Annotated in this window: 28 protein-coding genes; 16 read left to right on the top strand and 12 right to left on the bottom strand. The window is 39.1% G+C overall.

Features of this window, described 5'->3' with window-relative positions; translation table 11 throughout:
* The first annotated feature begins 30 nt into the window (after positions 1-30).
* The 6 genes from B9A58_RS19115 to B9A58_RS19090 are packed head-to-tail and all read left to right on the top strand — an operon-like array spanning position 31 to position 4,259.
* Complete coding sequence (locus tag B9A58_RS19115) at positions 31-681, top strand: Dph6-related ATP pyrophosphatase (protein ID WP_084374809.1); 651 nt, start codon at positions 31-33, stop codon at positions 679-681.
* On the top strand, positions 678-1,181 hold the full coding sequence (locus B9A58_RS19110; RefSeq protein ID WP_084374491.1) for a bifunctional adenosylcobinamide kinase/adenosylcobinamide-phosphate guanylyltransferase: 504 nt from the start codon (positions 678-680) through the stop codon (positions 1,179-1,181). Before B9A58_RS19115 ends, B9A58_RS19110 begins: the two co-directional genes overlap by 4 nt.
* Positions 1,181-2,218 carry a nicotinate-nucleotide--dimethylbenzimidazole phosphoribosyltransferase gene (gene cobT, locus B9A58_RS19105; RefSeq protein ID WP_084374490.1) on the top strand — a complete coding sequence of 346 codons (1,038 nt, stop codon included), beginning with the start codon at positions 1,181-1,183 and terminating at the stop codon, positions 2,216-2,218. The genes B9A58_RS19110 and cobT overlap by 1 nt, the downstream gene beginning before the upstream one ends.
* Positions 2,219-2,995, top strand: coding sequence for an adenosylcobinamide-GDP ribazoletransferase (locus B9A58_RS19100; protein WP_139793986.1), 777 nt, complete (start codon positions 2,219-2,221; stop codon positions 2,993-2,995).
* Positions 2,980-3,540 carry an alpha-ribazole phosphatase gene (gene cobC, locus B9A58_RS19095; protein WP_084374489.1) on the top strand — a complete coding sequence of 187 codons (561 nt, stop codon included), beginning with the start codon at positions 2,980-2,982 and terminating at the stop codon, positions 3,538-3,540. The genes B9A58_RS19100 and cobC overlap by 16 nt, the downstream gene beginning before the upstream one ends.
* Entirely contained in the window at positions 3,537-4,259 is a 723-nt protein-coding gene (locus B9A58_RS19090) for a Dph6-related ATP pyrophosphatase (RefSeq protein WP_084374488.1), read from the top strand. The genes cobC and B9A58_RS19090 overlap by 4 nt, the downstream gene beginning before the upstream one ends.
* On the opposite strand, the gene meaB is transcribed toward B9A58_RS19090, so the two are convergent.
* Positions 4,240-5,229, bottom strand: a complete 990-nt coding sequence (gene meaB / locus B9A58_RS19085) for a methylmalonyl Co-A mutase-associated GTPase MeaB (RefSeq protein ID WP_084374487.1) — start codon at positions 5,227-5,229, stop codon at positions 4,240-4,242. The two genes, B9A58_RS19090 and meaB, sit on opposite strands and share 20 nt — an antisense overlap.
* A gap of 250 nt (positions 5,230-5,479) precedes the next feature.
* Here meaB and B9A58_RS19080 point away from each other — a divergent pair, with 250 nt between their 5' ends.
* From B9A58_RS19080 to B9A58_RS19070, 3 genes are all read left to right on the top strand, one after another.
* Entirely contained in the window at positions 5,480-6,724 is a 1,245-nt protein-coding gene (locus tag B9A58_RS19080; protein WP_084374486.1) for a CHASE2 domain-containing protein, read from the top strand.
* 28 nt (positions 6,725-6,752) lie between these two features.
* Positions 6,753-7,673 carry a hypothetical protein gene (locus tag B9A58_RS19075; RefSeq protein WP_084374485.1) on the top strand — a complete coding sequence of 307 codons (921 nt, stop codon included), beginning with the start codon at positions 6,753-6,755 and terminating at the stop codon, positions 7,671-7,673.
* 143 nt (positions 7,674-7,816) lie between these two features.
* Positions 7,817-8,734, top strand: coding sequence for a FecR family protein (locus B9A58_RS19070; RefSeq protein WP_139793985.1), 918 nt, complete (start codon positions 7,817-7,819; stop codon positions 8,732-8,734).
* Between the two features lie 53 nt (positions 8,735-8,787).
* On the opposite strand, the gene B9A58_RS19065 is transcribed toward B9A58_RS19070, so the two are convergent.
* The 8 genes from B9A58_RS19065 to B9A58_RS19030 all read right to left on the bottom strand — a co-directional run bounded on the left by B9A58_RS19065 (position 8,788) and on the right by B9A58_RS19030 (position 15,827).
* Entirely contained in the window at positions 8,788-9,714 is a 927-nt protein-coding gene (locus tag B9A58_RS19065; RefSeq protein WP_084374483.1) for an aspartate carbamoyltransferase catalytic subunit, read from the bottom strand.
* Positions 9,711-10,259, bottom strand: coding sequence for a bifunctional pyr operon transcriptional regulator/uracil phosphoribosyltransferase PyrR (gene pyrR / locus B9A58_RS19060; protein WP_084374482.1), 549 nt, complete (start codon positions 10,257-10,259; stop codon positions 9,711-9,713). Before pyrR ends, B9A58_RS19065 begins: the two co-directional genes overlap by 4 nt.
* Before the next feature lie 71 nt (positions 10,260-10,330).
* On the bottom strand, positions 10,331-11,899 hold the full coding sequence (locus tag B9A58_RS19055; protein WP_084374481.1) for a hypothetical protein: 1,569 nt from the start codon (positions 11,897-11,899) through the stop codon (positions 10,331-10,333).
* Between the two features lie 57 nt (positions 11,900-11,956).
* Complete coding sequence (locus B9A58_RS19050; RefSeq protein WP_084374480.1) at positions 11,957-12,364, bottom strand: EVE domain-containing protein; 408 nt, start codon at positions 12,362-12,364, stop codon at positions 11,957-11,959.
* Positions 12,365-12,430: 66 nt separating this feature from the next.
* Positions 12,431-13,663, bottom strand: coding sequence for a M16 family metallopeptidase (locus tag B9A58_RS19045; RefSeq protein WP_084374479.1), 1,233 nt, complete (start codon positions 13,661-13,663; stop codon positions 12,431-12,433).
* 70 nt (positions 13,664-13,733) lie between these two features.
* Positions 13,734-14,993, bottom strand: coding sequence for an RNA polymerase sigma factor (locus B9A58_RS19040; RefSeq protein WP_084374478.1), 1,260 nt, complete (start codon positions 14,991-14,993; stop codon positions 13,734-13,736).
* 82 nt (positions 14,994-15,075) lie between these two features.
* Positions 15,076-15,423: a YciI family protein gene (locus B9A58_RS19035; protein WP_084374477.1), complete on the bottom strand. Its 348-nt coding sequence runs from the start codon at positions 15,421-15,423 to the stop codon at positions 15,076-15,078.
* 17 nt (positions 15,424-15,440) lie between these two features.
* A complete protein-coding gene (locus B9A58_RS19030) occupies positions 15,441-15,827 on the bottom strand; it encodes an SRPBCC domain-containing protein (RefSeq protein WP_084374476.1) in 387 nt (128 codons plus the stop codon).
* Positions 15,828-15,978: 151 nt separating this feature from the next.
* On the opposite strand from B9A58_RS19030, the gene B9A58_RS19025 reads away from it, so the two are divergent.
* The 5 genes from B9A58_RS19025 (at position 15,979) to B9A58_RS19005 (ending at position 19,661) form a co-directional block, all read left to right on the top strand.
* Positions 15,979-17,268 carry an aminopeptidase P family protein gene (locus tag B9A58_RS19025; protein WP_084374475.1) on the top strand — a complete coding sequence of 430 codons (1,290 nt, stop codon included), beginning with the start codon at positions 15,979-15,981 and terminating at the stop codon, positions 17,266-17,268.
* A 13-nt stretch (positions 17,269-17,281) separates the two neighbouring features.
* Positions 17,282-17,704 carry a RidA family protein gene (locus B9A58_RS19020; protein ID WP_084374474.1) on the top strand — a complete coding sequence of 141 codons (423 nt, stop codon included), beginning with the start codon at positions 17,282-17,284 and terminating at the stop codon, positions 17,702-17,704.
* 93 nt (positions 17,705-17,797) lie between these two features.
* Positions 17,798-18,379 carry a DUF4389 domain-containing protein gene (locus B9A58_RS19015; RefSeq protein WP_084374473.1) on the top strand — a complete coding sequence of 194 codons (582 nt, stop codon included), beginning with the start codon at positions 17,798-17,800 and terminating at the stop codon, positions 18,377-18,379.
* Between the two features lie 2 nt (positions 18,380-18,381).
* Positions 18,382-18,873, top strand: a complete 492-nt coding sequence (locus B9A58_RS19010; RefSeq protein WP_084374472.1) for a DUF4870 domain-containing protein — start codon at positions 18,382-18,384, stop codon at positions 18,871-18,873.
* The gene (locus B9A58_RS19005) at positions 18,870-19,661 is read left to right on the top strand and encodes a M48 family metallopeptidase (protein ID WP_084374471.1); all 792 of its coding nucleotides are present in this window, start codon (positions 18,870-18,872) and stop codon (positions 19,659-19,661) included. The genes B9A58_RS19010 and B9A58_RS19005 overlap by 4 nt, the downstream gene beginning before the upstream one ends.
* Here the strand turns inward: B9A58_RS19005 and fabD are convergent.
* The 3 genes from fabD to B9A58_RS18990 are packed head-to-tail and all read right to left on the bottom strand — an operon-like array spanning position 19,658 to position 23,895.
* Positions 19,658-20,530, bottom strand: a complete 873-nt coding sequence (gene fabD, locus B9A58_RS19000; protein ID WP_084374470.1) for an ACP S-malonyltransferase — start codon at positions 20,528-20,530, stop codon at positions 19,658-19,660. The two genes, B9A58_RS19005 and fabD, sit on opposite strands and share 4 nt — an antisense overlap.
* Positions 20,531-20,575: 45 nt before the next feature.
* Positions 20,576-20,989 carry a thiol-disulfide oxidoreductase DCC family protein gene (locus B9A58_RS18995; protein WP_084374469.1) on the bottom strand — a complete coding sequence of 138 codons (414 nt, stop codon included), beginning with the start codon at positions 20,987-20,989 and terminating at the stop codon, positions 20,576-20,578.
* Positions 20,968-23,895 carry a T9SS type B sorting domain-containing protein gene (locus B9A58_RS18990; protein ID WP_084374468.1) on the bottom strand — a complete coding sequence of 976 codons (2,928 nt, stop codon included), beginning with the start codon at positions 23,893-23,895 and terminating at the stop codon, positions 20,968-20,970. The genes B9A58_RS18995 and B9A58_RS18990 overlap by 22 nt, the downstream gene beginning before the upstream one ends.
* Positions 23,896-24,213: 318 nt before the next feature.
* Here B9A58_RS18990 and B9A58_RS18985 point away from each other — a divergent pair, with 318 nt between their 5' ends.
* Together B9A58_RS18985 and B9A58_RS18980 are read left to right on the top strand one after the other, a co-directional pair.
* Positions 24,214-24,900 carry a succinate dehydrogenase cytochrome b subunit gene (locus B9A58_RS18985; RefSeq protein WP_084374467.1) on the top strand — a complete coding sequence of 229 codons (687 nt, stop codon included), beginning with the start codon at positions 24,214-24,216 and terminating at the stop codon, positions 24,898-24,900.
* 29 nt (positions 24,901-24,929) lie between these two features.
* Positions 24,930-26,852 (top strand): fumarate reductase/succinate dehydrogenase flavoprotein subunit, encoded by a 1,923-nt coding sequence (locus B9A58_RS18980; RefSeq protein WP_084374466.1) that lies wholly within the window; start codon positions 24,930-24,932, stop codon positions 26,850-26,852.
* Positions 26,853-26,860: the final 8 nt, after the last annotated feature.

Raw genomic sequence — 26,860 nt, 5'->3', positions numbered from 1 at the left:
ACAGCCGTTGTTTCAAACAAAAAATTGCAAATGAATATAGGATGTTCTTGGAGTGGTGGTAAAGACAGCTGTTTTGCTTTGATGCAACAATTGGCTAAGGGTGATCAGCTAAAAGTCATCATGAATGTGATGGATGAAAATCAAGAATACTCCAAATCCCATGGACTCACGCAAGAAGTATTAAAAGCACAAGCCAAGGTTTTGGATGTTTCTATTCAATTGGCTTCAGCATCTTGGTCTACTTATGAAAAAAATTTCATAAGTAATCTCCAACAAATAAAAGCTGACCACAGAATACAAGGTATGGTCTATGGAGACATTGACATCCAAAAACACAGGGACTGGGAAGAAAAAGTATCTGCAATCGCTAACATTCAAGCCTACCTCCCACTTTGGCAAGGCAATCGTCGCGAACTAGTTGAATCCATGATTGATGCTGGCATTAGGGCCATTATAGTTTCTTGTAATCACACGCTAGGGTTGGATTTTCTAGGTGTAGAGATCACTCATGATCTGATTCCGAAATTGGAAGCGCATGGAGTGGATGTCTGTGGGGAAAATGGCGAATATCACACGTTGGTTATTGATTGTCCACTTTTCAAAGAACCAATTCATATTAAAAAAGGAGAAAAAGTGAAAACAGATAATTATTGTTTTATCAAAACCAGTTTAATCAAATGATCACCTACATATCAGGCGGCGAACGGTCAGGCAAGTCTTCTTTTGCACAAAAAATGGCATTAAATCTTTCAGATCAGCCCATCTATTTAGCCACTGCCAAAGCCAATGACAGTCATTTTGAAGAGCGTATCAAACGCCATCAAGCCGAACGCGACGAAAGATGGACGAATATTGAAGAATGCTTTGAATTGAGCAAAGTATTACCACCAAATCGTGTAGTGGTTATTGATTGCATTACGCTATGGCTTTCCAATTTTTTCTCAAAAACTAAGGCCAACCGTGATGAGTCGTTAAAACTAGCTAAAGCTGAATTTGACAAGTTGAAAAATTATAATGGGCATCTAGTTATCATCTCTAATGAAATAGGAATGGGTCTGCATGGCGATACCCAAGTAGGACGAGACTTTGTAGAATTGCAAGGCTGGATCAATCAGCACATTGCCGAAGCAGCTGATGAAGCTTACTTTATGGTCTCAGGATTACCCCTAAAACTTAAATAATGATTGAAATAAATATCCCGAAGCCAAGTTCAAAACTTATCTCAGCAATCAATCATAAGATTGATTTCAAAACCAAACCCATTGGTGCGCTAGGCCAGTTAGAGTCCGTCGCCCGCCAAATCTGTCTAATCCAACAGACACTTGCTCCTGAGTTGAAAAAACCATCTATTGTGGTATTCGCAGGCGATCACGGCTTGGCCAAAGAAGGTGTGAGTGCCTTCCCGCAAGAAGTCACCCATCAGATGGTACTCAACTTTTTGTCTGGTGAGGCCGCCATCAATATCTTTAGTGAGCAACATGGTATTGATCTGAAAATCGTAGATGCAGGTGTGAATTTTGACTTCGAAAACCATCCCCATCTAATCAATGCCAAAATTGGAATGGGTACTGAGAATTCACTCACACAGACGGCCATATCTGAGAATCAGCTAACACAAGCAATTCAAAAAGGATGTGAAATAGTCAATAACATTCATGCCAAGGGATCAAACGTTATAGGCTTTGGTGAAATGGGCATTGGCAACTCCTCCGCCGCCAGTTTGATCATGAGCCATATTTGCAAGCTTCCAATCAAGGATTGTGTTGGACGTGGCACAGGGGTTGACGATGCTGGGTGGTATAAGAAAATCGAGATACTTGAGAAGGTTCAACAAAAGCACTCCTCAATTTCGAGTATTTCAGAACTCTTACTGGCTGTTGGTGGATTTGAGATAGCCATGATGACTGGAGCCATGCTTCAGGCAGCAGCCAATCAAATGATTGTTTTAGTAGATGGTTTTATTAGCACCTCTGCTTATCTGTGCGCTCATTCGATAAATTCGAACATAGAACACTATACCCTGTTCTGCCATCAATCTGACGAATCAGGGCATAAAAAGATGCTCGAATTTCTCCAAGTAAAATCCATCGTTCAAATGAATTTAAGATTGGGTGAAGGGACAGGATGTGCCCTGGCCTATCCCCTGATTCAGTCGAGTGTTGACTTTATAAATAAAATGGCGAGTTTTGATGATGCTGGAGTCTCAAACAAAGATTAGATGATAAGAAAAGAGTGGTCAATATTTCTCACTGCCATCATGTTTTATACACGCATTCCATGCCCCAGATGGGTTGATCATTCAGCTGACATGCTCAACAAAGCAACTAAGTATTTTCCATTAATCGGCTGGGTGGTTGGTGGATTTGCAGGTGCCGTGTTTTTTGGAGCCTATCAAATGCTACCTGTTAGTATTGCTGTTGTGCTATCTATGACAGCAAGCATACTATTGACAGGCGCATTTCACGAAGACGGTTTTGCAGATGTGTGTGACGGGTTTGGTGGTGGCTGGACCAAAGAAAAAATTCTTAAAATCATGAAAGATTCTGCCATAGGAGCCTATGGCGCTTTGGGCATGACCATGATGATATTATTCAAATTCATATTGCTTTGGGAAATTTCGAATACAAAAGATGGGCTTACCACGGCTGTGATCATGTTAGCTGCACACTCCATCAGTAGAGCCAATTCAGTCTTTATGATATTCACTGACCAATATGCCAGAGACAATGAAGACTCCAAGGCCAAACCCGTAGCCAGACAAATGAACTTTGGAAGCTTTATGATGGCCATTAGTATTGGATTTCTTCCTCTTGTCTATTTCCAAAATCTATATTTCCTGACAGCCATTCCTGTACTTATTTTGGTTAAATTGTATTTGTCCAGCTATTTCAAAAAATGGATAGGTGGCTACACAGGTGACTGTTTGGGAGCTGTTCAACAAGTTTCCGAAATTATCTTATACCTCATGGTTTTACTATTATGGAAATTTATTTAATCAGACACACCACTCCCAAAATAGCTCAAGGAATTTGTTATGGTCAAAGTGATATTGAGTTAACTCCTCATTTCGAGCAAGAAGCCCAATCTGTACATCAGCTAATAAAAAAGCCATTGGACTATATTTTTTCAAGCCCACTAAAGCGATGCTCGAGTTTGGCAGATTTATTCGAAGTGACTGTACAGACGGAATCCAGACTCATGGAACTCAATTTTGGAGATTGGGAAATGAAAAAATGGAAGGACTTGCCTCAAACAGCTCTCAATGAATGGATGGAGAACTATGTAAATCAAGCGCCACCAAAAGGCGAGTCTTATGAGCAGTTGAAAGCAAGAGTGGTTGAAATTTTCAAAGGAATCATTTCTCAAAACAGACCATCAACAGGCATTATCACTCATGCAGGGCCTATTCGAGCTATTCTGTCTCATATACTCAACCTATCATTAAAAGATACCTTTACACTCAAAATTGATTACGGCAGCGTGACAAAAATCAGTTTAAATGAAGGCCTATTTTCAGTAGATTATATCAATAGAAAATGACAAAAATTCCATTAGCCATCAGCTGGAGTGGCGGCAAAGATTCCAGCATGATGCTTCATCATTTAATGAATGACAATCAATATGAAATAGTTGAACTGCACACTGCCATTTCCAGCGAAACCGAACGAGTTTCTATGCATGGCATTAGTCAGGATTTGATTCGAGCACAGGCAGAATCTATTGGACTCCCTATCTATTTCATTTCTATTGCACCTTATGCTACCAATACAAATTATGAAAAAGCATTAAATAGCTATTATTCAAACCTAAAATCAAAAGGGATTAACCATATCGGGTTTGGTGACATCTTTTTGGAAGACCTCAAAGCGTATAGAGATCAGATGCTTAGCAACAATGGCTTGATGGGTGTATATCCCCTTTGGAAACAAAAAACCAAAACACTTGCCCAGTTCTTTCTAGATAAAAAGTTTAAAACATTAATCTGTTGTGCCAAGCAATCACTCTTTGCTGAATCCATTTGTGGGAAAGAATATTCAAAAGCCATGTTAGAAACCTTTAGCTCAGAGGTAGACCCATGTGGTGAAAATGGTGAATTTCACTCCTTTACGTTTGATGGCCCCATTTTCCAACAGCCCCTTTCCATTGATGTAAATGAAATTATGATTCATACCTACGAGTACCAACTAAAATCTGGAGAGCATGTGAAATCAGTTTTTGAGTTTGCCGATTTGACGATGACTAAGTCAATAGCTCTTTGACAGCACTGAGCATTTCCTCAGTGGCTTTTGAAACTGATATCTCATTTTGTCTAACCTTTAATACAAGTTCTTGTTGGAGTGCACTCAACTTGGGTTGATCAACTAATTCCTGCAAGATTCCAAAATTCGCTCGGTCCTCAAACCAGGACACATTTTGGCTACTCCTATTTTTTTCAAAAAGGCTATTGGATCTCATGGCACTTTGAAAGGATTGTACCATTTGCCAAACAAGATCAAAACCAGTCTTTTCCAAGGCTGAACAAAGTTCTACTTGAGTAGACCATCCTGTTTCACTTGGCGCAAATAAATGTAGCGCGCTCAACAAGTCTTTTTTGGACTGCTTGGCTAATTTGGCTTGATCTCCATCAGCTTTGTTGATCACAATACCATGTGCCATCTCCATGATTCCTTTTTTAATGCCCTGCAAATCGTCTCCTGAGCCAGGTTGAATCATCAGTAGGAAAAAATCCACCATGTTGTTTACCAACGTTTCTGATTGCCCAACACCCACTGTTTCCACGATGATAGCATCATAGCCAGCAGCTTCGCATAGCAGCACTGCTTCTCTAGTCCGATTGTTAACACCTCCAAGGGTGTTGCCTGATGCAGATGGTCGAATATAAGCTTGAGGGTTTCTACTCAAAGTTTCCATTCTGGTTTTGTCTCCCAAAATACTCCCTCCAGTTTTTTGGCTGCTGGGATCAATAGCGAGCACTGCTACTTTTTTTCCCTGATCAATCAAGTAGGAACCAAAACCTTCAATGAAGCTCGACTTTCCCACACCTGGTGTTCCAGTAATTCCAATTCGAATGGATGGTTGACTTCCCTTAACTATTTCATTGAGCAATTGATCAGCTATTTCCTGATCTGTTTTGCGTTTACTCTCTACAAGTGTGATGGCTTGGGCTAAGACAACATTATTTTGGCTCTTTAGGCCAGTTATATAATAATCAAGGTCAAATCTTTTCATTCTATAGTACAGAGTAAAAATTTAAAGATAGCAATGAATTGACATGAGTTTTAGAAATATCAAAAAATTAAGATTCGGAATACTTCTTATGGTTGGATTTCCTATGTTTATAGATAATTTGGAGTGATTGGTCGATTAATAATTGAATTAATCCAAGATAGAGTTAGCTTTAATTTCGAATTGAGAGAAAGGTTAACAATTGTTCCAGGTTATTAATAAAGTGAACATTTACTAATCTTAACAAACTGACATGTTTAATAAATTCTGGTTAGAGACCATTTACGGATTGTTTTTTATCCTAGTATTAGCCTTCCTTGTCACCCGAGTAACTGCCTTCAATATATTTGATGTCTTTGACCCAGTTGGTGCAGTCTTTGAAGACATGGAAAGTACTGACATTGTATTTTCACGGCTGAGAGCTGACCCAATAGCAGAAGAGAATTTGATTCTTGTGAATGTCGGAAATTTACCACGAGCTGGCATAGCTGACTTAGTCAATATTATCAATTCTTCAGAACCAAGAGTAATTGGTATGGACATGAGATTCAGATACCCGAAAGAAGATACACTCGGAGACTTAAAGCTCTCAGAGGCATTCTCCAGAGTAGAAAACCTTGTGATGTATAGCAAACTCGTGGATAGGGATGATGATGGTGAGTTTGACACTTTGGAAGTTTCTTATCCCCCGTACTTCAATTATGGAGAAACTGCATTCACGAACTTTATTTCAGGGGCCGCAGATCAGGATGACCTTAAAATGTGTAGGCAATTTGCGGTCAGAGAATATGTCAACGGAGAAGAAGAGTTAGCTTTTTCTGTTAAGATGGCTCAATATATGGATCCTGAAAAAGTAGAAAAATTCTTAGCCAGAGGCAATGAAGTAGAAGACATCAACTATCGCGGAAATATTTTTGACTATGGTGATACTGAATACCCGATCAGCTATTTTGCACTGGACTGGTATCAAGTATTGAATATGGAATTTGCTCCTGAATTAATAAAGGACAAAGCGGTCATTTTTTGTTATCTGGGAAGTGAATTAGGTGATCGAAAAGCCTTGGACGATAAGTATTTCACTCCACTGAATAAAAATTATGTAGGCAAGACCCATGCAGACATGTTTGGAGGTGTGGTTCATGCCAATGCTTTTTCTATGATCATGGCAGAAGACTATATAAACTCTCTGGGGGATACCTTTTCATACGGTTTGGCACTTATTTTGCTCTATCTCAACATTGTACTGTTTACGGTGGTCTACAAAGTAGTCCCTAAGTGGTACGATGGGCTAACGAAACTTACACAGCTAATTGAGGCTGCAGCACTATTTACTTTAAGCCTCATAGTATTTATCAAATTCAATGTGAAAGTTGATGTAACGTTAGCTATTGTTGCAGTACTTATTGTAGGGGACGCATTAGAGGTCTTCTTTGGAGTTTTTGTCAATCTCTTTACAAAAGAGGGTAGAAAGGAACTCCGTGAATTAAAGAAATTGTAAATTTGTAATCTATAAATCTATATATATCATGAGAACTAAATTATTCATAACTTCTACTCTTCTGATATTCTTTCTAGTCAATACCAGCTACGGACAAAGTTTTGTTTTTAGAGTATTGGCAAGCAAAGGAGCCAATCAGGTAAAAAAAGGGCAATCAGGCGAAACTATTCCCTTAAAAACGGGAGCCACTTTGATGTCAGGCGACGAATTGATCGCTGCATCTGGTGCGTACATTGGATTAATGCACAAATCGGGAAGAACGATTGAGGTAAGAAATCCTGGTGTTACAAAAATAACTGACTTAGAAACCAAATTGGCAAAAAGCCAATCAAGTGTAGCTAACAAATATGCTCAGTTCGTAATGAACAAAATGCAGGGCGAAGGAGAAAGTTCAAACTACCGACGCAATATGAAAGCAACTGGAGCTGTAGAACGAGCAACAGCTAGCGCTTCGCTAAAGGTCTTGCTACCAAGTTCTGTTGATATTCTAAATCCTGAGGCCATCATCAGATGGGAAGGTGCTTCAGAGGTCGAAGACGCGTCTTATGTTGTCAGTATTAAAAATATTTTTGATGAAGAAATATATAGTGCGGAAACTACTGACACTAGCTTAAACATCAACTTTGAAGATGATAATCTGGCTAACGAAAGATTGGTCATTCTTAATGTGCAGGTCAAAGACAACGACGAATTGAAGTCAGGCGATTATGGCATCAAAAGAATGTCTGCCGACGACGCAGCGTCTATTAATGAAAATCTTCTGGCTTTGAAATCAGAAATCGCTGAGGATAGCCCATTGAACAATTTAATTTTCGCCTCTTTTTATGAGGAAAACGATCTTATCTTGGATGCTATGACTCAATACGAAAAAGCTTTGATTGCTTCTCCAGATGTAGAAGATTTCAAAACAATTTATAACGATTTCTTAGCGAAAAACGGATTAAAATAAACGTCCAAAGTTCTTAAGATAGAAGGGTCATGCTAATAAGGCATGACCTTTTTTATTTAACCGCAGAATTACTTTATAAATAAGTGCATTGCAAAATGCAATAACACTAACTTTAACTTACTATGGAGTTAATTAAGAATTATATGAGATTTATTATCACCGTTCTACTCTTCACTACATGCCTTTTTGGCTATGCACAAAATAGCAGAAATTTCGTGTTTCGCGTTTTAGCCAGCAAAGGTGCAAATCAGGTAGAAAAAGCTGATGGAAAAAAAGTACACCTAAGACCAGGCATCACTTTAATGCAAGGTGACCAAATCATAGCTTCGAAAGGTGCATATATTGGATTGATGCATAGAACGGGGAAAACCATAGAACTGAGGGCTCCTGGAGTAACAAAAATAAGTGACATTGAAACTCAGCTTGCAAATTCAAAATCTTCTGTGGCCAGCAAATATGCGAATTACGTGCTTTCAAAAATTAATGATGACGGGGACAATTCGAATTACAGAAGGAATATGAAAGCAACTGGAGCCGTAGAAAGAGCAAGTGGGACGGCTATATCTGCCATGCTTCCATCATCTGTGAATATTCTTAATCCAGCAGCTGTCATTAGATGGAATACTGTTGGAGAAAATGCGTACTATGTTATTACTGTAAGGAATATATTTGATGAAGAATTAATTTCAGCTGAAACGACAAAGCCTTACATGCAAATCAATCTGGATGATGAAAATTTGGCTTCTGAAGAACTTATCATACTCAATATTAAGGTTAAGGATAACCCAGACCTCTTCTCTCCTGATTATGGTATTGAGCGATTATCAGAAGAGAAAGCAACTGAAATCAACACTTCACTCGCACAGCTGAAAGCGGAAATTTCAGGAGAGACCCCACTAGGAAAATTGGTTTTGGCTTCATATTTTGAAGATAACAACCTCATACTGGATGCACTAACTCAGTATGAGGCTATTATGGAGCAAGCTCCAGATGTTGAAGATTTCAAAATGCTTTACGGAGAATTCCTGATTAGAAACGGACTGAGTAAACTAGAAGAATAATAAAAATTGAGCTTTGCAAAACCTAAAAAGTTCTGATTATATCGGAACTTTTTTTATGACCTGGCGCCAGCGAGGAGATATAAAACTGCCATTCGAATCGCCACGCCATTTTCTACCTGATTCAAAATGATTGAATGCTGAGAGTCTGCTACATCACTCGTGATTTCCACTCCCCTGTTGATAGGCCCTGGATGCATAATCACTATTTCCTTATCTAGTCGGTCAAGCAACGCTTTATTTACACCAAAATACAAAGCGTATTCACGAAGTGAGGGGAAGTATTTGATATGCTGCCTTTCTAGCTGAATCCGCAGTATATTGGCAACATCACACCATTGCAATGCCTCAAATACATCTGTCACCACTTTAACTCCTAATGAAGTAATGTACTTTGGTACCAAGGTGGCTGGCCCGCAAATCATTACCTCTGCTCCCATTTTTTGCAAAGCAAACACATTGGACAATGCCACTCTCGAATGAATAATATCCCCAATAATGGCAATCTTTTTACCCACTAAATCGCCAAGTTTCTCCCTCATAGAAAAAGCATCTAACAGGGCTTGCGTGGGATGCTCGTGTGTGCCATCACCTGCATTCACAATATTGGCATCTATGTGTTTGGAAAGAAAATGTGGAGCTCCAGGAGATGAATGTCTCATAACAATCATGTCCACTTTCATGGCCAAAATATTATTAACTGTATCCAATAACGTCTCCCCTTTCTTCACAGAACTTCCTGATGAAGAGAAATTTATTACGTCAGCAGAAAGTCGCTTTTCGGCTAACTCAAAAGAGAGTTTAGTTCTGGTTGAGTTTTCAAAAAAAACATTGGCAATGGTGATATCTCGAAGTGAAGGAACCTTTTTAATTGGCCTATTGATGACATCTTTAAAATTATCAGCAGTTTCAAAAATCAACTGAATATCATCTGGTGTTAAATCCTTGATACCCAATAAATGTTTGCTACTCAACTGACTCATTTTTTAGAATTATCTATCAACCAAATTTTATCTTCTTTCTTGCCTTGCTCGGTAAGCTCCACAAGAACTTTTTGTGACAGCACAGTATTGACCTGTTTGCCAATGTAATTGGCCTCCACAGGTATATCTCTGCTATATGCCCGATCAATCAAAGTCAAAAATTCCACTTTAGCGGGACGACCAAAAGCACCCATGGCATCCATGGCAGACTTTACCGATCTACCTGTGTACAACACATCGTCGATCAAGACTACATTTTTGTCTTCTATAATAAAAGGAACCTTAGTTTCGCTTGGGGCGAGCAGTTCATCGCGCCTTCTAAAATCATCTCTGTGAAAGGTGATGTCTAGATAACCGAGCGGAATAGTCTTTTTCACAACTTCCTCCAGTTTAGCCTTAATACGCTCAGCTACATAAATACCTTTGGGCTGTAAGCCAAGCAAAACAGTGTTTTCAAACTTATTGTGATTTTCAATTAATTGATAACAAAGACGAGAGATGGTGATGCTGAGGTGATGGCTATTAAGAAGGAGTCTCTTTTGCATGTGTCTTTGATTATGCAAATATAGAAACTAGCCATTCACATATAAAAGAATTTTGAAGAGAAGATTTCAGATTATTGATATTGAACCTTGTTTATATAAAATACTCGACGGTTCAACTTCACGTCTTTGTCTTTCAGATTCTTGATATGCTGAATACCAAAGGTGTAAAAGCTACCATCAAACCATTTTTCCAACCCTTCCATCTCCTTGTCATTATCTTTGACTTCATCAGATTTAAAATGAAGCTCAACTGGATCAAAACTCTTCCCTTCTAATATTTCGTCGTTTTGAATAATCTTGGATCTAATTACATTTTCATATACATACAATAATACAATACGATTGTCTTCTACACTTATCTGAACGTTATCCTTTAGGGAATAGCTCAATAAGTCATTGATCTCAAAGCTGTTGTCCCATAATAAGTCTCCCTTTTTGCTGTAACCGACCACCACGGCATGAGTGTATTTATATCCTATAAAATTGGGGTTGGAAAAGCCACTATTGCCTCCATAGTTGCTGGAACCATACAAATTACCACCTCCATAATTCGAATACTTGGGATAATAGGCTTCACCAATCAGAATGTATTCATTTTCTCTTTCTACGATATCATGAATAAGCAAACGATAGTTGAACTTAGCCTTCTGACCTTTTACTTTTTTACGTTCGATTTTTTCCTTGACTCTTTCTTCACGCTTGGCCCTCATATAGGAAAAGAAATTTTCCAAGTCGGCATAATCATGGTATTTGATAAACTCTTGCTTACCTAGATTTAATTTAGCCAAGTACAACCCTCTGGAGTATTCTGACTTTCTTTTTGAAAAAGTTCCGGCCACGTATTGTGTACCATTGTCGAAACTGGTTGACACCCCATCCAACAAACTCTTTTCATATTCTGCCTCTATTGTTTCAGTATGCACCAATTCACCTTTCTCAGTAAAGGTCTTTAGCGATATGGTTGTTTGTTTTTGAGGGGTACGTTCGCTGAGAACGATTGTGAAATTGTTAGTTTTCTTATCTGTTCGTACATCAATGATACTGCTATTGTTATTATAAATTCCTGGCATGACTTTAGGTTTGGGATCATCAAGGTCAATAGTGGTTACTACAGGACGCAAATTTGAAAAACCACCAAATATGAGTGTATTTGATACCACCTCAAAGTGACTCAACTCAAGCTGCAAGGCAAGTTGGACAGCGTGAGAATAAATCTCTTCACCAGACAAATCTATTTGGAAGACGGTCATATCGTCAAGTTTATATTCTGACTTGCCATAAAGCAGAAAAAAACCTTCGTCACTGTAGTCATAACCTAAAAAAATGGATCCATAGTTTATGGATAGTGCTTTATTCCAAACTATATTCAAGAGGCTATCTACCAAATACAACTCCCAGATAAATCCTGATTCCGTTCTATTTCTAGTCTGTTTTACGACAAGTAGCCCTCGTTCTTTTGCCGAAATAATAACGAAATCCTCGTCTCTATTTCCAACTTCAAATTCAATCCTATTGGGTTGAACAATGAAAGATTCTTGTTCAACAGTATCAATTTCGACATTCTTTTTCTTTTTTTGTCCCAGAGACAAATTATGAACGCCAATTACTAATAGAATTAATATGTAAGTCGTTTTTCTCATTTTTTCAATCTTATCTAAAAAAGGATTCAAGAGCAAAATACCCTTACTTTATTTGGTTCATTTCTGTCCTAAAGCTAAGACAATATCGAATTCTTCCTTTTTTACTGGTTGAACAGAAAGTCTCGAGTTATTCACTAGCACCATTTCAGATAAGCGTCCATCATTTTTGATTTGTTCAAGGGTAACCACATCATCCAGTTTGAACTCTGGGACTAGATCTACCACCACCCACCTCTCGTCATCAGTAGTAGGGTCTGGATAATGTTCTTTCACTATCTTGGCTACGCCTACTACACATTTTTCATTAACACTGTGATAAAATAGCGCCAAATCATCCACTTTCATATTCATCATGTGCATACGGGCGGCATAGTTTCGGACACCATCCCAATGGTCTCTTCCTAATTCCACAAAGTCATCCCAAGAATAGGTATTAGGTTCAGATTTGATTAGCCAATATTGCATAAATCTTTCTTTCAATTTATTATTGAAATTTAAAGATTTATGAGAGCAATACAAACGGTCTCTGTACTATAATGGCAAATATTTCAATATGCTCATTTGATCAAAATTCAAACACTCATTGGCAAGTCTTCTAAGCTGTGATCTGGTGACACGATCTACCTTATCAAACACAACATCTAATCCTTCAATCTTACCATGATCCAAAATACTTTTGGCCATCATGAGCATAAAGTTTTGATTATTTTCTTCTGACATAGCCAGCTGACCCTTGATTTGATTTTTTGCAGTTTGAAGTTGCTTGGAGCCAAGTTCCACCTCCATCAGCTTTATTATTTCTTTCTGGACAAGCAGCAAGGACTTTTCTAAATTGGTAGGTTCTGTGGCATAAAAAATAGAGAACAAGCCCGTATCTGTAAAGGCTTGAAAATTAGACTCTATATTGTACACCATGCCATGGTTTTCCCGAAGACTCAGATTGAGCCTCGAATTCATGGCGTTGCCTCCCAAAATATTATTTAAGACAAAGAAAGGCACTTTTTGATCTGAATAAATATTAAAAGCCCGGCATCCAATACCAACATGAGCTTGCGTAATATCCTTCTTTTTACTGTCAAGCTGAGGGGCATAACCATTCACTAACTTGCGTTCCCTTTCACATGAAATTCGTTCGAACTGCAGGAGGTTTTTCTCAACAATTTTTTTTAGCTTTTTTAAGGAATAATTTCCTACTGAAGAGAATACCATTCGTTCAGTATCAAGATTTTCACTTACAAAATCAAGAAAGTCTGTTTGGTGAAATGACTTTACACTCTCTTGAGTTCCTAGAATGTTATTACCCAACTGATGGTCTTTAAAGACCAAACAATCCAACTGATCTTGAATGGCATCTTCTGGACTGTCTGCATACATAGACATCTCCTCTAGAATCACCTGTCGCTCTTTGTTGATTTGAGCATCTGGAAATACAGAATTGAAAGTAATATCTGTAAGCAACTCTACCGCTTTGTCCAAATGATTATCTAAAACTGCGGCATAGAAGCAAATCTTCTCTTTAGTTGTATAGGCATTTAGTTCTCCGCCCAAAGATTCTAATCTATTGATGATATGAAACGCCTTTCTGCGCTGGGTGCCTTTGAAAGCCATGTGCTCCCAAAAGTGAGCGATTCCTTGCTGGTGCGGCCCTTCGTCCCTGCTTCCGATATCCAGCATCAAGGCACAGTGGGCTATTTTTGTATTTGAAACTTGTCTATGAACCACCCTAATTCCATTGGGCAACTCCCACAACTCGTAATCCATCATATTACTCCATTCGAAGGCGCAAAGTTATACATTTTGAGTGTCGGATATATGGAATGGTAGAAATGAATACTTATACTTTTGAGAGTCTTTGGATCTTCATTGCAATGTATTTTTTTTCCAGCTCATTTTCGATGAGTTCTAGCCCTTCTTTATAAGCCTTTACTGCAGGTTTGATTTTCTTTCCTTTCTCAAGTAGGTGACCTTTCACTAAATAGAGCAGATAATAGTTGGACAAAAATCCCGTTTCTTCAATTTTAGTTAACTCAACAAGGGCAGACTCCCACCCTTTGACCTGCGCCAAAGGCACCAAACGATTGAGCTGAGCCACAGCTGAAGGATAGCGCAACACCATGGCATCGTATAACGCCAAAATTTCATTCCAGTTGGTAGCCTCAAAAGACTTGGCCGCGCAGTGTAAAGAAGATATTACTGCTTGAATATGATACTCAGAATAGACAGGCTCCTGAACCGCCCTGTTCAAAAAATAGTGCCCTGTCTGAATCATTTCCTGATCCCAGGTGGAGCGATCTTGATCTTCTAATGAAATGATAAACCCTCCTTCACTCATTCGTGATTCTGATCTGGCCAAATGAAAGTACATCAATGCCTCTAGTGCATTGGTTTCAGGCAAGTTTCCAATCTCAGCATCAAGCAATAATTTGTTTAGCCGAAGGGCTTCTATGCACAAATCCACATTTAATATTTTTTTACCCTGACTTGGTTTATAACCTTCATTAAACAGGAGATAAATCACTTTTAATACCACTGAAAGTCTATTCTTCAGCTCGCCGGCAGGTGGCAAATCAAAGCTAGCATTCACTTCAATAAGCTTTTGTCTTGAGCGGGTATAGCTTTTGGCAACGGCAGCTTCCGACTTGAGTAAACAGGCGGCAATTTCCTTCACACCCAACCCACAAAGTACTTTTAGTGCTAAGATGATTTGAAATTCAATATGCAGTTCAGGATGACAACATGCAAACAGCATTTTCAGCAGTTCATCCTTGAGTACGTCATCTGGATTAATATCTGTCTCAAAAGATGCTTGGTGCAAATCCAAATGGCTTTCCTCAGTGTAATCTTGTTTTGATAATCGTCGCAACTGATCAATCATTTGATTGTTGGACACGCGATAAATCCAACCAGCAGGATTGGCAGGAACCTCTCCATAAGGCCAGGTTTGCATAGCCTTGTACATGGCCTCTTGCACTACATCTTCAGTTAATGTTAGATGATTAGCCCCATATTTACTTACCAGCAAGGATACAATCTTACCATATTCATTTCTAAATAAGTGATCTACAATTTGCTGAGTATTGCCTTTACCTGACATTTAAAGTTTCTTTAGAAAGCCATTAATAGCAAAAAAGGAGAGTCATTTATTTTACTCTCCTTCTAATATATATTCTATTTTTTTAAAGATCCATTGGTAGCAGCTCGCGGACTTCCACAAATCCGTTATGCTCAAAAATTGGGCATTGCTTAGAAATTTCTACTGCGCCATCCAGGGTGTTTGATTTCACGATCAAATAACCGCCCACTACTTCTTTTCCTTCTGCAAATGGACCATCAGTAATCACCGCACCGGCATTTCGAACAACCTTACCTCCTTTATCAAGTGGCAATCCACCAACCAACTTGTTGTCTTGAGCCAAGCCTTGCATCCAGGCACCCCATTTAGCCATGTGTGCTTGCATTTCCTCTGGTGTCTGATCTGTTCTGGCGGCATCACCACCTCTGAATAAAAAAAGATACTCTTTCATCTGTCTTATGTTTTAGTTTATAAATTATTAGATTCTAACCAAGTAATCAAGGGATTCATATAATGTTCGTCCCACCCTCTCTTAATATTTTGGAAGGAGCCATCCGGAATATCCGTATGTATGAGGTACACCTCTAGACCTTCTTCTCCAGCTTTCCATTCAAATGAAACCTTAGAGTAGTTTGCCCAATTTTTTTCTTTCCATTGTTGCACCAGTTGGTTCCGAGCAACTTTTGTGTTGATTCCAACTATGCTTCCCCCCCATAAAGAAAACGCTGTCCCGGCCTCCTCATGCATTATGGCTGATGCTCCAGACCACTGACTTACATTTGCTTGATTTGTCAAGGCTTCATAAAATAGCTTTTCATTTGTCTTGACCAGATATTTTTTCTCTAATCTTTTCATTTATTTGCTGTTTTGATAAGATGACGAATGAAGCAATTGGATTTGGACAAGTAATAGAAAAAATGTTTTCTGTGTCAGTAATCGTTCGAAAGAAGCGCTAGATTTACCACAGCAAATAGGGCTACCTGTTTGATTATTAAACCATATCACCATGAAGTATTTACCTATTGAGCAGGAGTTGTTCATTTCTAATCGAGCGAAATTTTGCAAGAAGCTTAAGACTAACTCTGTGGCTATTTTCAACTCAAGTGATATCATGCCTACATCTGCTGATGGCACCCTGCCGTTCAAACAAGACGCGAATATTTTCTATCTATCTGGCATAGATCAAGAAGAGTCTATCCTACTTCTGGCACCTGATTTTCCTGATGAGAGATTTAGAGAAATCTTGTTTCTCAGAGAGACCAATGAGGAAATAGCTGTATGGGAAGGTCATAAGTACACTAAAGAAGAAGCCGAGAACACGTCAGGTGTAAGTACTGTGAAATGGCTCGATGAATTTGAATCTGTACTCAACACTGTATTGGCCGAGACAGAACATATTTACCTAGATTCAAACGAGCATATTAGAAATGGGTCTAGTGTAGAGACTAGGTCAGATCGATTTGTCAAGTGGTGTCAAAAACACTACCCCCTACACGAATATCAACGGATTGCTCCTTTGATTTATGATCTTAGGTGTATAAAAGAACAACGTGAAATAGAGCTCATCCAACATGCCTGTGATATTACAGAAATTGGATTCAGAAGAATACTTGAATTCACCAAGCCTGGTGTTTGGGAATATGAACTAGAAGCTGAATTCTCCTATGAGTTTTTACGAAATCGAGCCACTCGATTTGCCTACGACCCTATAGTGGCTTCTGGAGGCAATTCATGCGTGCTACACTATATAGAAAATAGTCAACAATGTAAGGACGGAGACATTATCTTGTTTGATATAGGTGCTGAATATGCCAACTATAATGCAGACATGACACGAGTGATTCCTGCAAATGGTCGATTTACAAAAAGACAAAGACAAATCTATGATGCCGTCCTAAGAGTGAAAAATGAAGCTACAGAATTGCTAACACCAGGCAATACCATACCCGAGTACCACAAAGCAGTAGGTGAAATAATGGAAAGGGAACTGCTGGCTCTTGGACTAATCAGCAAAATGGACATTGACAAGCAAGATCCCAATTGGCCAGCATATAAAAAATACTTTATGCATGGTACCTCTCACCATCTGGGTCTTAATGTGCACGATGTAGCTAGCCTTTACAAAAAATTTGAAGCAGGCATGGTCTTTACAGTAGAACCAGGCATTTATATCCCAGAAGAAAATATTGGCATACGACTAGAAGACAATGTCGCCATCACCAAAAATGGACACATCAATTTGATGAAGAACATTCCTATTCATGCCGAAGAAATAGAAAGTTTGATGAACGCATAAATACATCCCAGAAATGAATAATGAATCCATAAAAAACTCAAATGAAGCTCCCGAGCCAGTTGGGCTTTACCCTCATGCCAGAAAGGTTGGGAATATACTTTACTTATCAGGAGTAGGCCCAAGGGAAAAAGGCACCAAAAAAATACCTGGTGTAGAACTGAATCAAAACGGCGAAATAATATCCTACAACATTGCAGATCAATGCCATTCTGTTTTCAAAAACATAAAACTAATTCTAGAAGCCTCTGGTTCATCATGGGATCAGTTGATAGACGTGACCGTTTTTCTTACGAATATGAAAGACGATTTCAAAATTTATAATGAAATCTATGCAGAATACTTCAAGGACAATCAACCATGCAGAACTACTGTGGAGATCAACTGCCTCCCCACACCAATTGCCATTGAATTGAAGTGTGTGGCTACGATAGATTAATCTAAAAGTGGGGTCTTTAATGATTGTAATTGGTACAAACAGAATTTCAAAGTATATTGTGAATTCTGTTTTACAACCAAACAATAAACTACTATGACATTTAACGTAACACATCAAGAGTCATATTCCAGAGGGGAATTGCTCCTAAGATCTATTTTCGGCTACTTCTATATAGTATTGCCACATGCCTTTATCCTTATGTTTTTAGGCTTATGGGGCTCTATTTTGTCTTTCATTTCTTGGATTATCATCATGTTTACTGGCAGCTACCCGGAGAGTTTTTTTGAGTATCAAATCAAGTTAATGAAATGGTCGACTAGAGTTAATTTAAGAATTTACAATTTGGCTGATGGTTACCCTGCTTTTGGGTTAGAAAGCGAAGATCCTGCCTTTACCTTAGAAATTCCCTATCCAGAGACATTAAGTCGCTCGACCCAATTGATCAAATTACTTTTTGGTGCTTTTTATGTCATACTACCTCACGGTATTTTACTTCTTTTTAGAGGCATTGCTACTATGTTCCTATGGATTCTTGGATGGTGGGTCGTATTATTTACTGGAAAATTTCCTGAATCTTGGCATGAGTTTATCGTAGGTACTATGCGATGGGGTCTTAGAGTTCAACTCTATATGGGATACATGACTGATGACTATCCTCCATTTTCAGGGAAATAAATATGGAATATTACGACCTCGAACAACCAGACGAGCTCACTAAGAAGGAAAAGGAAGACGCTATGGGGGCTTACCTCATGATGTTTGCTGCCATGGGGGCTGGCCTTCCTTTGCCTATTATCAATTTAATTGCGTCTGTGATATACTATTTTGTTCAAAAGAAAAATACCCGTTTCGTACGGTTTCACAGTTTGCAATCGCTTTGGAGTCAAATCCCCACCACACTGATTAATGCGGGAGCCATGTACTGGACACTCCAAATTTTTCTGTTTGACAATCTGAAAACTTCAGATATGTATTATGGCTATCTCATTATGCTCGTGATATTGAATCTGGCCTACTTTGCTTTTAGCATTGTAGGGGCAGTAAAAGCCAGGAATGGAAAAATGTACTATTTTCTTTTCTTTGGTAAAATATGCTACCACCAAGTATATCAAATCAGAGATGATGTCAATAGTGACGCAGATAATGTAAACCTTCCGCCAAAATTATGAGATGGGGTGCCCTTAAAGAACTAGCTATTCTCATTGCCATTTTTGCGGCAGTATGGGCTGGATTTTCTTATTACAATTATGACAAGATAGAAAACCTATTTTCAATCTCGCTAGAAAAGGAAGCTGAGTTATCTGAGTTTATGACCAAACATCTAATGACAGATTTTGAGTTTATTCATGATCAGTCATTAGATTCTTCTATTCAGATTATTACAAATCGGCTATTGTCCAATTTAGACTCGCCTCAGTATGCATACAAATTTCATATCATAAACGAACCTGAAGCCAATGCTTTCACCACGTTGGATGGTAATATTTACATTTTCAGTGGGCTTATTGATGAAGTGTCGTCTGCTGAAGAGTTGGCACTAATTCTTGCGCACGAAATAGGTCACGCTGAAAATAAACACGTGGTTGAAAAACTCATTAAAACAATAGGAATAGAAGCCCTTTTCAGTATCATGACAGGAGGCGATCCTGTTTTAATTTCTGAAATCAGTAAGATCACTTTATCCACTTCTTTTGATAGACTCAATGAAGAAGAGGCTGACGACTTTGCTCTAAAATTGGCTTACGATAGTAAAATCAACCCTCGACGATTGGCTCAGTTTTTCTTAAAAATGAAGGCCAAGGATCAATCAGCATTACAAGAAAAATTAGCATTTATCAGCACTCACCCCATGAGTAATGATAGAATAAAAAAGTCATCAGACTTTGCAATATCTGATGACTTTGAAGAAGTTTCTATTCCCCTGGATTGGGAGGTGGTGAAGGAATACCTGAATTAAATACCACTCACTTCTGCTTCTCTGTATATTTTCTTCACTAATCCTTGAAGTACTTTCCCTGGGCCGCACTCTACAAAATCTGTTGCTCCATCAGCAACCATTTGCTGAACGGACTGAGTCCATCTTACGGGTGCTGTCAACTGAGCAATCAAGTTGTCCTTAATTTCCTCTACACTACTGTGTGCTTTAGCATCTACGTTTTGATAGACTGGGCAAATAGGATCCGAAAAAGTAGTTGCCTCAATAGCTGCAGCCAATTGTTCTCGTGCGGGCTCCATGAGTGGGGAATGAAAAGCTCCTCCTACTGGCAGTGGCAAAGCTCTCTTAGCTCCAGCCTCTTTCATTTTTTCACAGGCCAATTCAATACCTGCATTTGATCCAGAAATCACCAACTGCCCAGGGCAGTTATAGTTTGCTGCCACTACCACATCATCAATACTGGCACAAATCTCTTCTACCTTTTCATCTTCTAAACCAAGAATGGCTGCCATAGTTGAAGGATTCAGCTCACAAGCTTTTTGCATGGCCTGAGCACGTTGAGAAACCAGCCTCAATCCATCTTCAAAAGTTAGGGTTCTATTGGCCACCAAAGCCGAAAATTCACCTAAAGAATGACCAGCTACCATATCAGGCTTGAAATCATCATTGACCAAGGCAGACACCACTGAATGAAGAAAAACTGCTGGTTGAGTAACTTTAGTTTCCTTCAGTTCATCAGCAGAACCTTCAAACATTATTTTGGTAATATCAAATCCTAAGATTTGATTAGCACTATCAAAAAGGGTTTTGGCTTTACTTGAACTCTCATATAAATCTTTACCCATTCCGGTAAACTGAGCGCCCTGTCCTGGGAATACGTATGCTTTCATTTTATTTCTAATTAAAATTTGAAGGCAAACTTAATCGAAATGGGATCATTCTAAAAACCGATTTCTAACTCCTGGAGACGGCAAGATACAGGCGTCTGCCTGCCCCATCAATTTGTATCTATGTTTGGCTACCAGCCTATAAAAGAAATTGGTAATGAAGGGTGGAAGAAATCTGAATACAGATATCCAGTTCCAGGGAATTTCAAGAAACCCTGCTATTCTGAACGCTGCCCTTGCCTGAGAATACAGCGCGCCTTTATTTAAAAACAGCAAACTATCCGTATAGTCAAGTGGTAAGTCAAATTGTTTTAGAATAGCCTGACCTTTCACAGATTGCAAGGGGGTAAAGTGCAATTGGGCATGGCGCTCATGATCTAGAATAAAATTTACAGAGCTATTACAAAACGTACATACGCCATCATAAAGCACTAAATTGTCTATTTCACTATCTGCACCCATCCCTTAATCGTCTTCTTGCTGTCCTCTTCATCCAATACGTCAAATGTCACATCAGCGCCATAATAATATACACCTGCTGGCAACTCTCTACCCGAATTGGTTCTCCCATCCCAATTGATGAGAATACTATTCACGCTTTGTCCCTCACCCCCTGAGCTGGCAGAGTTAAAATCGAAAAGAATACCACCTGCTCTATCAAATACTTTGAACTCTACTCTCCTTACAAATCTTGGACACTGAGCGTAGTCAAAATTTTGTACTTCCTGATTGTTCAATATATCAGTATATGGGGTGAAAGTTTCATTTCTTAACTGACTATCCTTGTCAGGTGAAAAGGCATTAGGTAGGACATAGTTTGGACAATTGTCTGCACAGACTGTTTGTTCTTCGTCCCACTCTCCTTCATTTCCCGCTTTATCTACTGCTGTAATTCTGTAACAACCCTTGAATGAACTCAATCCTGTATGGGTGAATGAGGTCCCTTGCACCTCAGCAACGTAGTCTTCACCTATTGCACCAAATCCTTCTTCTGTTCCATCTTCAGAAAAGTAGATTCTATAAGCTTTCACATCAGGATCACATTCTCCAAAATCATACGTCCAGTTCAAATCTCGAAAGTAATTCGAAAAAGAACACCTTTCATTGGCTAAATATGTGGCACAGTTAAAGTCAGCATCAAAATTGAGTACGGGTGTACAATCAGGCGCAACCCCATCATCCAATTGCGCAGAGTTAAACTGAGATTTATTAATAATTGGATCATCAATTATTAAGTCATTACCATAACTACCTCTTGTTTCTACATAATAGTAGTACACCAAATTAGGATTCAAAGGATTAGTGTCTTCATCGTTCAAATCTTCAAAGTACAATCCAGTCAAAGCTGCGTCAATGCTTGTCAAAGAGTCAAAATCAGTCTGGGTTAAATCATCTTCCGACACAAACCCATCTCCTTCGTACCGATATATTGTATGATAATACTTGTCTGTTGCATCGCCCGGCATAGCTTGCACTATATTAGACCATGGAGTCAATGCCTCCCAATTTAAAACAATTCCTTGTGTAGTAGAACTGGTTTCTAACCACACGGATGAAGCTGGTGCCGACCAATCTATTGGATCATCTTCACCAATCAACATCATATTTATAACATAATGATAAGCATTGGTTTTAGTATCTAAGCCAGTATCAGTATAGGTCAAGAAATTCACGCCTGAAACCCTCTGAATATCTGTGGCTATAGTATCTGGATTAGTAAGACCTCCCAATCCTTCAAATCTGACAATTTCGTATTCATAATCATCTAGATCTAAGTCTATAGGAAGCTGCCATCTGAGAAATATTTGGCCAGTACTTTCATTGGTTTTTTCAACATCCGTTTCAATTATTACTGGTGCTGTTAGCCCCATTTCAGCACAGACTTCAGTTGAGGCATAACTCTCACCTCCTTCTGGCTCTGGGAAGATCGCCACAATTCTATAGCAGTAATTCGCCCCAGGAGCCAATCTCGCCCCATTGTTGTCATCCAAATAAGTAGTTGAAGCTACATCTACCGTATCAATCAATTGATAACCTGCTGATTCTGGCAGGCCAACATTGCAATCTTCAGCTAAAAACTCATACGAATCTACACGTCTCCAAATTTGCATTAGACTGGCACCAACACATCCTGAGTATGAGTCCCAACTCAGCGCTACGGTTCTTCCAGGCTCAATTGCCGCACTTAAGCCAGTGGGTGCCGGAGCCACAACTGTAATGTTCCAAGTTTTGAAATCTACAAGTTTAGGGCCTAATTCTGGGTTATCTGTAGCCTTCAATTGCACTTCGTAGGGTCTTCGTCTCACTAATTCACAAGAGGTCTGCCAATTAAAAGTAGCACTGGCAGGTGATGCCTGAAATATGCCATCAGGTGTAAGCGTGGCCTTGTTCACGTCCTGTTCAAATGGACCACCAAAAGCTTCCAATTTCACCATATGCCCATCAGGGTCTGTGGCTGTGATCATTTCGTTTACGGTGTTACCAGCTTCCACACAAACATCTGGTGGAGGAGTAATTTCAGGCCTTTCATTATCTGTATCCTCGATAATCACCTGCATATCTCTGGTCAAAGAACCAAGCAAGAACCATTCACCTTCTATCTTTCTCCATTCATCCACTATAAAGGCAATATTATATTCACCTGGTGCTCCTGGTGCATCCCAGAGCACATTTCCTGATATGGCATCAATTTCAAAAGTTGGTATGTCGTTCTGATCTTCATTTCCAGTTAAATAATTGTCATAAAACTCTGGGTCATCTGGCGACAGGTAATTATTAACAACCCTATCTAATGCTTGTTTGGGTTCTGTAATCCTATATGAAAGACTGTCTCCATCACTATCATAAGCTCCTGGATTGTGCAAAAAAGCAGCCCCTACAGCTCCCTTATCTATAGGAGGAACTAAAAAAACAGGCGTATCATTAAGGCCTATAAAGGGATCTATAAGAATGCTAGTCTCAATGTAGAACGGGGTATCCACGGAATTGGACATATTCTGAATACCAGCATTTCTATTTCGTTCGTTATATCGTACAATGTATTTTCCAGGTGCCGAAAATGTATGTGTGATTTCAAAGTAATTGTAAGCAACCTCATCCTCTAAAGGAGTTGTACCGCTCGCAGAGGCATTATCCGTCAGGTTAAGAATTGTACCATCACCAAAATCTATATCCCCTCCTCCAAAGATCACAGTAGATCCTGTATCAGTATATCCTATCACTGTAAACTTATAAGTAAGATTGGAATCAGATATACGTACAGCTACTATTTCTCCTGCCCTGATATGGGTTGCGAAGACACTTTCATAACTAAATATCAGAGTAAAGCATAGTGACCCTAATATTCTAAGTATCCAGTGGTATGACATTCAAATCAAAAGTTTAATATTCAAGTTCAATGTTGAAACAATTCTTTCAACTCATTCCCTATCCTTTTTGTTCCATATAAAGTTGAAACAAAAGAATCTTTGGCATTAAATATATAAGATAAACGGCATTGTTACCGTAATTCATCTACCAATCTCGAAATTATTTGGTCTAAGATTTTTCATGTTCGCCATTCTTACTCGACTAATTTATAATTAGTCTAAATACCCAAACTGATTTTCGCATTCCATTGCTTGCTATGCGCCCCAACTATATATTTGGGGCATCATTTAGCATCTAAATTTTCAACAATCATACGTATGAGTTGGTTTACACAAACACTTTCAGGCAGCGTCGGCAAAAAACTCTTGATGGCACTGACTGGGCTATTTTTAATTTTGTTTCTGGTTATCCATTTAGCTGGAAATTTGCAGCTTCTATTTGGTACAGACGGTGAAGCATTTAATATCTACGCTCACAACATGGCTAATAATCCTTTTATAAAGGTAGTCTCCTATGGCAATTTCTTTTTCATCATAGTTCATGTGATTGATGGAATTATCCTAACCATGAAAAACAAAGCAGCTAGAAATGTGCGTTACAAAGTTCCTACTAAGGATTCAAAAAGCAGCTGGGCGTCTAAGAATATGGCTTTGCTTGGAATTATTACATTAATATTCCTGATTGCTCATCTAAAAGGCTTCTGGTACGAATTCAAGGGCGAAACTATAGAGGAAGTAACCTACGGTGCATTGACAATTCTAGATGGATATGCCATTGTTGATTTTACATTTTCGAATCCTTTAATTGTTGGGTTTTATGTAATCTGCATGATTTTTCTAGGGTTTCATTTATCACATGGTTTTTCAAGTGCATTTCAGTCTATGGGACTCAACCACAAGAAATACACCCCTTTCATATCCAAACTTGGATTACTTTATTCAATTCTAATTCCATTTGGATTCGCGATTATTCCGATCTTGATGTATTTGAATATATCATTTTAATAGATTAAAAAAATTAAGACCTATATATAATGGCTTTAGATTCAAAAATACCTGAAGGACCGTTAGCTGAGAAGTGGACGAAACACAAATTCAAGAGCAAACTGGTCAACCCAGCCAACAAAAGGAAATATGACGTAATTGTTGTAGGAACTGGTCTGGCAGGAGCTGCTGCTGCTGCTTCATTTGGTGAGCTCGGTTACAATGTCAAGTCCTTCTGCTTTCAAGACAGCCCAAGAAGGGCACACAGTATTGCTGCTCAAGGTGGTATCAATGCTGCCAAAAATTATCAAAATGATGGAGACTCAGTTTTCAGACTTTTTTATGATACCATCAAAGGTGGTGACTACAGAGGTCGCGAGGCTAACATCCATAGACTAGCTGAAGTTTCAGTTAATATCATTGACCAATGCGTAGCGCAGGGTGTTCCTTTTGCTCGCGACTATGGAGGACTATTGGACAATAGGTCATTTGGTGGCGCGCAGGTTTCTCGTACTTTCTACGCCAGAGGCCAAACAGGACAACAACTACTTCTGGGCGCCTACAGTGCTTTGAGTAGACAAGTAGCCTCTGGGAAAGTTCAGCTACATGCAAGAACTGAGATGTTGGATGTGGTAATAGTGGATGGACAGGCTCGTGGAATTGTAACCAGAAATTTGATCACTGGTAAAATCGAATCGCACAGTGCTCATGCAGTGGTATTAGCCACTGGTGGTTATGGCAACGTATTCTTCCTTTCTACAAACGCCATGGGATCAAATGTAACAGCAGCCTGGAGAGCACATAAAAAAGGAGCCTTCTTCGGAAATCCTTGCTACACCCAAATCCACCCTACATGTATTCCAGTATCAGGAGATCACCAGTCCAAATTGACATTGATGTCTGAATCACTAAGAAACGATGGGAGAATTTGGGTACCCAAGACGGCTGTAAAAGGCTTGAAAGCAGCAGATGCTGCCAAGATAGCTGAGGAAGACAGAGATTATTATTTGGAGAGAAAATATCCTGCCTTTGGCAACTTGGTCCCGAGAGACGTAGCTTCTAGAAATGCCAAACAAATGTGCGATGAAGGTCGTGGCGTTGGCAACACTGGATTGGCTGTATTTCTTGATTTCTCTGAAGCCATCAAACGCGACGGCATTGAGACTGTAAAAGGTAAGTATGGCAACTTGTTCGACATGTACGAACAAATCACTGGAGACAACCCTTATGAGATGCCAATGATGATCTATCCAGCAGTACACTACACCATGGGTGGTCTTTGGGTAGATTACAATCTGATGACTACAGTTCCTGGGCTGTACGCAGCTGGTGAAGCCAACTTCTCAGATCATGGTGCAAATAGATTAGGTGCTAGTGCATTGATGCAAGGTTTGGCTGATGGCTACTTTGTATTACCTTATACAATTGGCGATTATTTGGCAGACATGCCTTATGATAAAATCCCTACTGATCATCAAGAGTTTCAAAAGGCAGAAACTGCTGTAAAGGAAAGAATTGAAAAACTCCTTAGCATCAATGGAGAGAAAACAGTTGATGATTTCCATAAAGAACTGGGCCACATCATGTGGGAGTATTGTGGTATGGCCAGAAACGAAGAAGGTTTGAAAATTGCCAAAGGCAAGATCAAAGCTTTGAAAGAAGAATTTTGGAAAAATGTAAAGGTGTTGGGCGAAAACGAAGAGATGAATATGTCTCTCGAAAAAGCCAATAGAGTAGCCGATTTTATCGAGCTTGGTGAATTGATGATAGATGATGCTCAAAATAGAAAAGAATCATGTGGCGGTCACTTTCGTGAAGAATCACAGACTCCTGAAGGAGAGGCGTTAAGGATAGACGATGAATTCTCTTATGTAGCGGCCTGGGAATACCAGGGCGAGGGCAAGGAGGAAAAACTCAACAAAGAGCCTTTAGAATTCGAAAATGTGAAATTGACTCAAAGAAGCTATAAATAAGAACTGAT

Origin of the sequence: Reichenbachiella faecimaris (genome assembly GCF_900176375.1) — a bacterium.
GTDB classification, from domain to species: domain Bacteria; phylum Bacteroidota; class Bacteroidia; order Cytophagales; family Cyclobacteriaceae; genus Reichenbachiella; species Reichenbachiella faecimaris.
Note: the sequence above shows the minus strand (reverse complement) of the source record. Positions and strands in the feature narration are given on the sequence as shown.